General features: G+C 44.5%; 11 protein-coding genes and 1 other annotated feature. Of the genes, 10 read left to right on the forward strand and 1 reads right to left on the reverse strand.

All coding sequences use genetic code 11. The annotated features are described in order from the left end of the window. Positions 1 to 145 precede the first annotated feature (145 nt). The gene (locus JK188_RS14295; RefSeq protein ID WP_211885012.1) at positions 146 to 769 is read left to right on the forward strand and encodes a glutathione S-transferase family protein; all 624 of its coding nucleotides are present in this window, start codon (positions 146 to 148) and stop codon (positions 767 to 769) included. 41 nt (positions 770 to 810) lie between these two features. Here JK188_RS14295 and JK188_RS14300 read toward each other — a convergent pair whose 3' ends face one another. Then, positions 811 to 1,635: an SDR family oxidoreductase gene (locus tag JK188_RS14300; protein WP_211885011.1), complete on the reverse strand. Its 825-nt coding sequence runs from the start codon at positions 1,633 to 1,635 to the stop codon at positions 811 to 813. A 252-nt stretch (positions 1,636 to 1,887) separates the two neighbouring features. Further along, positions 1,888 to 2,015, forward strand: a sequence feature (His leader region). Between the two features lie 40 nt (positions 2,016 to 2,055). Between JK188_RS14300 and hisG the strand changes: the two genes are divergently transcribed. The 9 genes from hisG to JK188_RS14345 all read left to right on the forward strand — a co-directional run. Beyond that, positions 2,056 to 2,955, forward strand: a complete 900-nt coding sequence (hisG, locus tag JK188_RS14305) for an ATP phosphoribosyltransferase (protein WP_211885010.1) — start codon at positions 2,056 to 2,058, stop codon at positions 2,953 to 2,955. A 6-nt stretch (positions 2,956 to 2,961) separates the two neighbouring features. Further along, the gene (gene hisD / locus JK188_RS14310) at positions 2,962 to 4,278 is read left to right on the forward strand and encodes a histidinol dehydrogenase (protein WP_211885009.1); all 1,317 of its coding nucleotides are present in this window, start codon (positions 2,962 to 2,964) and stop codon (positions 4,276 to 4,278) included. Positions 4,279 to 4,281: 3 nt separating this feature from the next. Beyond that, complete coding sequence (hisC, locus tag JK188_RS14315) at positions 4,282 to 5,352, forward strand: histidinol-phosphate transaminase (RefSeq protein ID WP_211885008.1); 1,071 nt, start codon at positions 4,282 to 4,284, stop codon at positions 5,350 to 5,352. Between the two features lie 13 nt (positions 5,353 to 5,365). Beyond that, positions 5,366 to 6,433: a bifunctional histidinol-phosphatase/imidazoleglycerol-phosphate dehydratase HisB gene (hisB, locus tag JK188_RS14320; RefSeq protein WP_132494408.1), complete on the forward strand. Its 1,068-nt coding sequence runs from the start codon at positions 5,366 to 5,368 to the stop codon at positions 6,431 to 6,433. After that, positions 6,433 to 7,026 carry an imidazole glycerol phosphate synthase subunit HisH gene (gene hisH, locus JK188_RS14325; RefSeq protein ID WP_132494406.1) on the forward strand — a complete coding sequence of 198 codons (594 nt, stop codon included), beginning with the start codon at positions 6,433 to 6,435 and terminating at the stop codon, positions 7,024 to 7,026. The genes hisB and hisH overlap by 1 nt, the downstream gene beginning before the upstream one ends. 5 nt (positions 7,027 to 7,031) lie before the next feature. Then, complete coding sequence (hisA, locus tag JK188_RS14330) at positions 7,032 to 7,769, forward strand: 1-(5-phosphoribosyl)-5-[(5-phosphoribosylamino)methylideneamino]imidazole-4-carboxamide isomerase (protein WP_211885007.1); 738 nt, start codon at positions 7,032 to 7,034, stop codon at positions 7,767 to 7,769. Beyond that, on the forward strand, positions 7,751 to 8,527 hold the full coding sequence (hisF, locus tag JK188_RS14335) for an imidazole glycerol phosphate synthase subunit HisF (protein WP_211885006.1): 777 nt from the start codon (positions 7,751 to 7,753) through the stop codon (positions 8,525 to 8,527). The genes hisA and hisF overlap by 19 nt, the downstream gene beginning before the upstream one ends. After that, the gene (gene hisIE / locus JK188_RS14340) at positions 8,521 to 9,132 is read left to right on the forward strand and encodes a bifunctional phosphoribosyl-AMP cyclohydrolase/phosphoribosyl-ATP diphosphatase HisIE (RefSeq protein ID WP_132494404.1); all 612 of its coding nucleotides are present in this window, start codon (positions 8,521 to 8,523) and stop codon (positions 9,130 to 9,132) included. Before hisF ends, hisIE begins: the two co-directional genes overlap by 7 nt. A 226-nt stretch (positions 9,133 to 9,358) precedes the next feature. Next, a partial coding sequence (locus JK188_RS14345; protein ID WP_211888657.1) for an endonuclease/exonuclease/phosphatase family protein occupies positions 9,359 to 10,227 on the forward strand: 869 nt, incomplete at its 3' end.

A 10,227-nucleotide genomic window follows, 5' to 3' on the forward strand; every position in this document is an offset into this window, starting at 1 on the left:
AAATCCCCCCATACCCTAAACAAAATAAGTGATGATGACCACCGCAATTAATAAATAATAAAGTTTCTCAATTCATTAATTTCATCTATCTTGTTTAGGTCAAAAATACCGTCTTTAAGTTAAAACATAGTCATGGGAGATTCCAATGTTAACTGTCTGGGGACGTACTAACTCTTCAAACGTGAAAAAAGTACTGTGGTGCTTGAAAGAGCTGAATATTCCTTATAATCAAAAAGATGTTGGTGGCCCATTCGGTGGTGTTGATACACCTGAATATAAGAAAATGAATCCAAACAGCACAATTCCAACTTTACAGGATGAAGGCTTTACCCTGTGGGAATCCAATGCAATTTTACGTTACCTTACGGAAAAGTATGATCATTCTCACCTATTGTTAGCAACTGATCTGCAAGAAAAAGCAGCGGCAGATAAATGGATGGATTGGAGCAGCGCTAATTTGTTTGACCATATCAAGCAGATGATGAACAAAATCGTTCGCGTTCCTGAAGCGGATAGAGACCCGGCTCAAGCCAAAGTCATTTATCAAAATATCGAAAAGCTGCTGAAAATTGCGGATGATACTCTGGCGACTCAAGCCTATTTTAGCGGAGATAAATTTGGTATTGCGGATATTGCCATTGCGCCACTGTTCTACCCATGGCATGAAATTGTGACAGAACGCCCTGAATTTCCTCATTTAGAGTGCTGGTATCAAACACTGGCCAAGCGCCCTGCATTCCAAGAAATTGTGATGTTACCTATCAAATAAGCATTTAGCGTGGCGTTCGTATTGAGCGCCACGGTTTTCATTTAACTCATCGGCATATAAAGTGGGTGAGTAAACTCATACTCAAACCCCATTTCTTGGCAAATTCGATTTCCATCGATTGTTTTCCCCGCAGCCTCATGCTCTTCAAGCGCAAATTCTGGCGGTGTTAAGCCTAATGATTTTGCTGCTTCAGTGTAAAACTGCCGACGCGTCGGGTGCTCAGGCGCACATAAATTATAGGTATGCCCACCATTAGACTGCTGGATCAACAGCAAAATTGCGGCGATCACATCATCTTGATGCACCATATTAACTGGCTGATTAGCCCCTTTGACTTGTTGTTTACCTGCTAAGAAGCGCCCTGCATGGCGCTTTTCACCCACAAGACCGGCTAATCTCAGTACGTCCACCTGAATATTGGGTAAGTCATGCAGCCATTGCTCAACCGCAATTAACGCTTGTGCTGAGGCTGTTTCGCCAAGTAACGGTGCATTTTCATTAATGACGCCATCCACATCACCATAGACAGAAGTCGATGATGTAAAGATAACCCGAGGAATTTGATAGCTAATTGCGCTATCAACTAATTGCTCAATCGCCACAATATACTCAGAAAGGCTGACTTTTGATGGTGGTAATAAAATTACCATCACATCCGCCTCCTCCATTAATTCACTCAAATCATCGGTATCGCATTGTAATTCTGGCATCAATTGCAGTTGATAACAGTCAATACCCACCCTTTTGGCAGCTTCAACACCATCCAAACTCGTTTTCGTTCCTGCGACCGTCATTCCCTGCGACATCAAGCGACTCGCTAAAGGAACCCCTAACCAACCTAAACCAATAATGGTGATTTTTTTCATAAGACTGTCCCGCATCCTGAGAAAGTGATTGCATCAATGCCTCATAGATTAGCTGAAAATCATTCAACTTCCGAAGCTATTTTCCAAGGGATTAATCACTATAAAAAACCGGGAACTAATTATTATGAGTTATTTTGAAAAAAAGGGTTGCATTCATAGTGTGAAATCGGATAGCTTGATTAGTATTGAATGTTTAAGCAATTATCCAAATAACTAAACGGAAGCTATTATGACTCGTATTTCACGCAACCATCATCATCACCATCATCCTGATTAGTCTTTCGGGCGATGTGTGCTGGAAGACGATCAACGACTCTTCCGGTGGCTGAAATGCGAATTGAGAAAACCCTCGGAAGATTATCTTCCGAGGGTTTTTTTATTATTAATCAAAAAGATATTTTTGGGATGTGGAGCAAAATTATGTTGGACAAATCACGTTTACGTATCGCAATACAGAAATCAGGACGTCTAAGCGAAGAGTCAAGAGAGCTACTGGCTCGCTGCGGCATTAAAATCAATTTACAACAGCAGCGACTGATTGCTTATGCAGAAAATATGCCTATTGATTTACTTCGTGTACGTGATGACGATATCCCGGGACTGGTAATGGACGGTGTAGTTGACCTCGGTATCATTGGCGAAAACGTACTGGAAGAAGAAGTTTTAAGCCGCCAAGCTCGCGGTGAAAATCCGCAATTTACCACTTTACGCCGCCTTGATTTTGGTGGTTGCCGCCTCTCTTTAGCTGCCCCATTAGACTTCAATTATACGGGCGCAGAATGTTTAAATGGCTCCCGTGTCGCCACCTCTTACCCGCACTTACTTAAGCGCTATTTCGATGAGAAAGGCGTGAAATTTAAATCCTGCTTACTGAATGGTTCTGTGGAAGTTGCCCCTCGCGCTGGCTTAGCGGATGCGATTTGTGACCTCGTCTCGACAGGAGCCACTCTTGAAGCAAACGGCTTAAAAGAGGTGGAAGTTATTTACCGCTCTAAAGCGTGCTTAATTCAGCGCGATGGTGAAATGTCAGCGGATAAGCAACAACTGATCGACCGCATGATGACCCGTATTCAAGGGGTTATCCAAGCGCGCGAATCAAAATACATCATGCTACACGCGCCAAGTGACCGTTTAGAAGAAGTTATTTCCCTGTTACCAGGTGCTGAGCGACCAACTATTTTGCCATTAGCAGGCGACCAAAGCCGTGTTGCCATGCACATGGTCAGCTCAGAAACCCTATTCTGGGAAACCATGGAAAAACTAAAATCCTTGGGTGCAAGTTCAATTCTTGTTTTACCAATTGAAAAAATGATGGAGTAATTCGCCATGGAACTGGGATTCAATCAACCAATTCGCTGGTCAGACTGCCTTGAAGAGCAGCAAGAAGCTTTACTGATGCGCCCTGCTATTGCCGCCTCTGGCAACATTAGCGCCGCGGTCAGTCAAATTATTGACCAAGTGCGTACAGAGGGAGATGCTGCCCTCATCGCCCTGAGCCAACGTTTTGATAAAACAGACATTACCTCTGTTCGTGTTTCACAAGAAGCCGTTGATGAAGCCCAAGCTCGCCTTGGCGATAACATTAAAGCGGCAATGAACACGGCGATTGGCAATATTCGCCGCTTCCATGAAGCCCAAAAACCTGCGCCGATCACCGTTGAAACTCAAGCTGGCGTGGTTTGCCAACAAGTGACCCGCCCGATTGATTCTGTCGGGCTGTATATTCCGGGCGGCTCCGCACCATTGCTATCTACTGTCATGATGCTGGGAACGCCTGCAAATATCGCCGGATGCCGCAACATTATTCTCTGCTCGCCTCCACCGATTGCAGACGAAATTTTATATGCAGCCAAACTGTGCGGTATCACTGACATTTTCCAAGTCGGTGGCGCCCAAGCTATTGCTGCAATGGCATTTGGTACCCAAAGCATTCCGAGTGTTGATAAAATTTTTGGACCCGGCAATGCCTATGTGACGGAAGCCAAACGCCAAGTTAGCCAAAGCTACCAAGGCGCAGCCATTGATATGCCTGCGGGGCCATCCGAAGTATTAGTGATTGCCGATAGCCAAGCTAACCCTGCATTTACGGCATCAGATTTGCTCTCCCAAGCAGAACACGGGCCAGATTCTCAGGTCATTTTACTCACCGACGACGCGGATTTTGCACAGCGCGTTATTGAAGAGACCGAAAAGCAACTTGCGGTGTTATCTCGTGCATCTATTGCCCGTGAAGCCCTTAGCGCAAGCCGAGTGATCATCGCGGACTCTATCAACCAATGTGTTGAAATCAGTAACCGCTACGGGCCTGAACACTTGATTTTGCAAACTCGCAATGCCGATGATTTGGTTGAGTCCATCACCAGTGCAGGATCGGTATTTGTAGGAGATTGGTCGCCAGAATCCGCAGGGGATTACGCTTCAGGCACCAACCACGTATTACCAACTTATGGTTACACATCAACCTATTCAAGCCTTGGTTTAGCCGATTTTATGAAGCGAATGACAGTCCAAAAACTGTCGGCTCAAGGGTTACTAGGATTAGCCAACACCATAGAAACTTTGGCTCAAGCGGAGCAGCTGACTGCTCACAAAAACGCCGTTACCTTACGAGTCACCGAACTAAAAAAACAAAATCAGGAGTGAACCATGAGCCAGACGTTTAATGCAGCCAGCCTTGCACGCGAAAATGTAAAAGTAATGACCCCGTATATGTCTGCTCGTCGTCTTGGAGGGAATGGGGATGTATGGCTCAATGCCAACGAATACCCAACGGCGCCAGATTATCAGTTTATTGAGCGTAATCTTAACCGTTACCCAGAGGCACAACCTGCCGGCGTGATTAACAATTATGCCGCCTATGCTGGGTTATCTCCTGAACAAGTATTGGTGTGCCGTGGCGCTGATGAATCTATCGAATTATTAATCCGCGCATTTTGCGAGCCCGGTAAAGACGCAGTGATGTTCTGCCCACCAACATACGGTATGTACAGCGTCAGCGCAGAAACTTTTGGTGTAGAACAGAAAAAAATTCTGTCGTTGCCAGATTGGTCACTGAATGTCGCCGCTATCCGCGAAAACTTATCGAATACCAAGCTGATTTACATCTGTAGCCCAAATAACCCAACGGGCAACATCATCGATAATAAAGCGCTGTTGGAAGTATTAGAAATGGCGGCTGACCGTGCGCTGGTGGTTGTCGATGAAGCTTACATTGAATTTTGCCCTGAATTTAGCGTCGCTAGCTGGCTTGCCAAATACCCGAACTTAGTGATTTTAAGAACCTTATCAAAGGCGTTTGCACTGGCAGGTTTACGCTGTGGATTTACCTTAGCATCCCCTGAAGTGATTGAAGTTTTACTGAAAGTCATCGCCCCTTATCCGCTATCTACCCCTGTGGCTCTGATAGCGGAAAAAGCCCTGAATGCTGATGGCATCGCCATCATGAAAAAACGCGTGTTAGAAATTCGCGAGAATCGCATTGCGCTTTCAGAAGCTTTACGTGAATTGTCTGTCGTTGAAACCGTCTACCCAAGTGAAACCAACTATATTCTGGTGCGTTTTACCGATGGCGCGAAAGTGTTTAAAGCCCTGTGGGATCAAGGCATTATTTTACGCGACCAAAGCAAGCAACCGGGGCTGGTTAACTGCCTGCGTATCACCATTGGTACTGAAATTGAAAACGTCCGTGTTATTGAAGCGATTAAAGCACTTTGCTAATTAGGAAATAGTCATGAGCCAGAAAATTCTTTTTATCGACCGTGATGGAACATTAATTACCGAACCACCGACAGATTATCAAGTGGATAGCCTCAGTAAGCTCGCCTTTGAAAATGATGTCATTCCAAGCCTATTAGCACTGCAAAAAGCCAATTATCGCTTAGTGATGATCACCAACCAAGACGGTTTAGGCACCAAGAGCTTCCCTACGGAAGATTTCAATCCACCACACAATTTAATGATGCAGGTGTTTGAATCTCAAGGTATCCGTTTTGATGATGTACTGATTTGCCCACACATGCCCGCGGACAATTGCGACTGTCGCAAACCAAAAACTAAGCTGGTAGAAAGCTACCTCAAAGACGGTGTTCTCGATATCGAAAACAGCTATGTCATCGGCGACCGCGAGACAGATATTCAGCTTGCCCAAAATATGGGGATTAAAGGGCTACGTTATAGTGCCAAAGAGCTGAATTGGAATACCATCACCAACCAACTCACTAAGCGTAACCGCTACGCCTTAGTCGAGCGCGTAACCAAAGAGACCAACATCCAAGTGGAAGTGTGGCTTGACCAAGAAGGCGGTAGCAAAATCAACACTGGCGTTGGCTTCTTTGACCACATGTTGGATCAAATCGCCACCCACGGCGGCTTCCGCTTGCGCATTGAAGTTAATGGTGATCTGTTTATTGACGACCACCACACCGTCGAAGATACCGGCTTGGCGTTAGGCGAAGCACTACGCGTCGCACTCGGAGACAAACGTGGCATTGCCCGTTTTGGTTTCGTATTACCGATGGACGAATGCCAAGCACGCTGTGCGCTGGATATTTCTGGGCGTCCGCACCTGGAATACAAAGCAGAGTTTAAATATCAGCGCGTTGGTGACCTGAGTACCGAGATGATTGAGCACTTCTTCAGTTCGTTATCCTATGCGATGGGCTGCACGCTACACCTGAAAACGAAAGGGAAAAACGATCACCACAAAGCGGAAAGCCTGTTTAAAGTTTTTGGTCGTACCTTACGCCAAGCGATTCGCGTTGAAGGGGATACCTTGCCAAGTTCGAAAGGAGTTCTGTAATGAAGGTTGTGATCCTCGATACCGGCTGTGCAAACTTAGCGTCCGTCGCCTATGCCGTTAAGCGCCTAGGTTATGACCCAACAGTGAGCCGCGATACCAACACTATTTTACAAGCAGATAAAGTCTTTCTACCGGGTGTTGGCACTGCCAGCGCCGCCATGGAAAAACTGGCAGAGCGTGAACTTATTCCGTTAATTAAAGCGCTAACCCAACCTGTTTTGGGTATCTGTCTAGGTATGCAATTACTCGGCAGTATCAGTGAAGAAGGTCAAACAGAAATTCCACTGTTAGGATTGATCGACAGCCCCGTTCGCAAAATGGATGCAAACGGCTTACCTGTCCCTCACAGTGGCTGGAATCAAGTGAAAGCACTCGCGGGCAATCCCTTGTTTAAGGGAATTAGCGACGATGCCTATTTTTATTTCGTACACAGCTATTCAATGCCTATTTCCGCCAACACCATCGCGCAAACACAATATGGCAACCTGTTTAGTAGTGCCGTGAATAAAGATAACTTCTATGGCGTGCAGTTCCACCCAGAACGTTCGGGTGCTGCGGGTGCTCGCTTGATCCAAAACTTCTTGGAGATGTAAAAACCATGATTATTCCAGCATTAGACTTAATTGATGGCACCGTGGTGCGTTTACATCAAGGGGACTACGCCAAACAAACGGACTATGGCACAGACCCACTTCCTCGATTACAAGATTATGAAAAGCAAGGGGCAAAATTGCTGCACTTAGTGGATTTAACTGGGGCTAAAGATCCACAGAAACGCCAAATTCCCCTACTGAAAAAACTGTTGGCAGGCGTGACCGTTCCAGTGCAAGTTGGGGGAGGAATTCGTACTGAAGAAGATGTCAAAGCGCTGTTGGACGCAGGGGCGACTCGCGTGGTGATTGGCTCGACGGCAGTGACCCAACCAGAGTTAGTCAAAACATGGTTCCAACGTTATGGTGGCGACGCTATCGTACTGGCGCTGGATGTGCGTATTAATCCTCAAGGTATCAAAGAGATTGCCATTAGTGGTTGGCAAGAAAACTCAAACTTATCCCTTGAGCAAGCCATTGAAATGTATCGCCCTTATGGCTTAAAACATGTGCTGTGCACCGATATTTCCAAAGATGGCACGCTGGCGGGTTCCAATGTGGATTTATACCGCGAAATCAGCCAAAAATTCCCTGATATCGCGGTACAAGCCTCTGGCGGAATTGGTAATTTAAACGATATCGCCGCACTGCCAGCTTCTGGCGCAGCAGGCGTGATTGTGGGTCGTGCATTATTAGAAGGCAAGTTTACCGTAACGGAGGCAATCCAATGCTGGCAAAACGCATAATTCCTTGTTTGGATGTCCGTGACGGACAAGTGGTTAAAGGGGTGCAATTTCGCAACCATGAAATCATCGGTGATATCGTCCCACTGGCTCAACGCTATGCCCAAGAAGGTGCTGACGAGTTAGTTTTCTATGATATTACCGCCTCGTCTGACGGGCGTGTTGTCGATAAAAGCTGGGTCGCCAAAGTGGCGGAAGTGATTGATATTCCATTCTGCGTGGCGGGTGGGATCAAAAGTGTCGAAGACGCTGCGCAAATCCTCTCTTTTGGTGCAGATAAAATTTCTATTAACTCCCCTGCACTGTCCGACCCTACGCTGATTAGCCGTCTGGCTGATCGCTTTGGCGTTCAGTGTATTGTGGTCGGTATCGACACATGGTTTGATGCAGAGACAAACGAATATTTGGTTTATCAATTCACTGGCGATGAAAAGCGCACCACCCAAACCCGCTGGAAAACCCTTGATTGGGTGAAAGAAATTCAGCAGCGCGGCGCCGGAGAAATTGTGCTCAATATGATGAACCAAGACGGTGTACGCCAAGGTTACGATCTGGTACAACTGAAAAAAGTTCGTGAAGTGTGCCAAGTTCCGCTGATCGCCTCCGGCGGTGCAGGGGAAAAAATCCACTTCCTAGACGCCTTTACTGACGCTGGCGTCGATGGCGCTTTAGCCGCTTCGGTGTTCCACAAGCAGATTATTAACATCGGTGACTTAAAGCAGTACTTAGCAGAAAATGGAGTTCAAATAAGAGTATGTTAACCACAGAACAATGTAATCAGCTTGCATGGCAAAAAGTCGATAACCTGATGCCAGTCATCGTCCAGCACGCTATTTCTGGCGATGTTCTGATGCTGGGTTATATGAACCAAGAAGCGCTGAAAGTGACCTTAGAATGTCGTAAAGTCACCTTTTTCTCTCGCACCAAACAACGTTTGTGGACCAAAGGGGAAACCTCCAACAATTTTCTGAATTTGGTGGATATTGTTGCTGACTGCGATAACGATACACTGCTTGCCATGGCGCTACCTGATGGTCCCACCTGCCATAACGGCACCACTAGCTGCTTTGCGCCGGCTCAAAGCGAATGGGGCTTTTTATATGAATTAGAAACCTTACTGAAAGAGCGCAAAAATGCCTCACCAGAAAGTTCATATACGGCCCGCCTGTATGCTAGCGGTACCAAGCGTATTGCACAAAAAGTAGGTGAAGAAGGCGTTGAAACCGCACTCGCTGCCACGGTTAATGACCGCGAAGAGCTAACTAACGAAGCCGCCGATTTGATGTATCACTTAATGGTTTTACTGCAAGATCAAGACCTTGATTTAACTGCTATTATCAAACGTTTGAAAGAGCGCCATCAGTAACTTGCTTAAGGCGCTGGCATTATTAAGCGCCTTTTTCTTTTTACTCACTGAAATATAAAGTAAAACCTTTCTTTTCGATCATTCCTCATCACAGCCTTATGAAAACCGCATTGACGATAGCGTTATATTGAATATCATCCATCACTGCTAATTTTAAATTCATTCAATATCAATAGATTACTCATTTCAATATGAGCCAATATTGGATTACTGGTGATTATTTAATATGGATATAAAAACGCTTAACTTGGGATGGTGGAACATTGGCATTTCCCCGCCTATCAAACAAAGAAATGAAAAAATAAATGGTGTCATTACGCTAGCAGAAAATTATATTTCTCAATTTTTAAACCAACGAGACTTAGATTTTTTTGCCTTATGCGAAGTTTCAGAAAACGAATCCGTTTTCCTATCTCATATTGCAAAAAAGACAAAACGAATGTTTATTAATTTAAGCAGTAAAGTCAATAACGTTATTATTGATATTGCCATTATTTATAGCTCAGAGAAATTGGAATATGTCAATCACAGTTATTTGACAAAAACACAGCCTGACGGAAAATCATTACGTGCTGGTGTTAAAGCTGTTTTTAAAGAAATAAAAAACAATGATATTATTATTTTTTATTTATCTCATTGGCCATCAAAACTAAGAAACAATGAATCTATCCGTGAGAATATTGCGACTTATATACGCCAAGATATCGATAATATGTTAAGTTTGGATATCAATACTAAAATTATTTGTATGGGTGACTACAATACTCAGCCTTACTCCGTTGCATTAAGAAAAAAACTCTTTGCCACAAGAGATTTTCACATTATTAATAAAAAAAAGCGGTTACTATTCAATCCATTTTGGAAAATATTAGCTGATGGTCAATATAACAACATAGGTACTTACTTTCATAGCAGCCCTTCATTAAATCGCTGGTATGTCTTCGACCAAATGCTTTTTTCTTCTACTTTTGTTTCAACAGAATCAACTGGAATTAAACTTGACATTGATAGTATTGACTGTCACAGAACAATTAATGATAGTAATAATAAAATCATAGATAATATTTATTTAAATAATTTCGATCACTATCCTAT

This window comes from Providencia sp. JGM181 (assembly GCF_018257375.1).
Taxonomy (GTDB): domain Bacteria; phylum Pseudomonadota; class Gammaproteobacteria; order Enterobacterales; family Enterobacteriaceae; genus Providencia; species Providencia lanzhouensis.

Bases quoted from the DNA above. Each gene is read 5' to 3' on its own strand.
- JK188_RS14295 (WP_211885012.1), top strand. From the start codon at position 146: ATGTTAACTGTCTGGGGACGTACTAACTCTTCAAACGTGAAAAAAGTA.
- JK188_RS14300 (WP_211885011.1), bottom strand. From the start codon at position 1,635: ATGAAAAAAATCACCATTATTGGTTTAGGTTGGTTAGGGGTTCCTTTA.
- hisG (WP_211885010.1), top strand. From the start codon at position 2,056: ATGTTGGACAAATCACGTTTACGTATCGCAATACAGAAATCAGGACGT.
- hisD (WP_211885009.1), top strand. From the start codon at position 2,962: ATGGAACTGGGATTCAATCAACCAATTCGCTGGTCAGACTGCCTTGAA.
- hisC (WP_211885008.1), top strand. From the start codon at position 4,282: ATGAGCCAGACGTTTAATGCAGCCAGCCTTGCACGCGAAAATGTAAAA.
- hisB (WP_132494408.1), top strand. From the start codon at position 5,366: ATGAGCCAGAAAATTCTTTTTATCGACCGTGATGGAACATTAATTACC.
- hisH (WP_132494406.1), top strand. From the start codon at position 6,433: ATGAAGGTTGTGATCCTCGATACCGGCTGTGCAAACTTAGCGTCCGTC.
- hisA (WP_211885007.1), top strand. From the start codon at position 7,032: ATGATTATTCCAGCATTAGACTTAATTGATGGCACCGTGGTGCGTTTA.
- hisF (WP_211885006.1), top strand. From the start codon at position 7,751: ATGCTGGCAAAACGCATAATTCCTTGTTTGGATGTCCGTGACGGACAA.
- hisIE (WP_132494404.1), top strand. From the start codon at position 8,521: ATGTTAACCACAGAACAATGTAATCAGCTTGCATGGCAAAAAGTCGAT.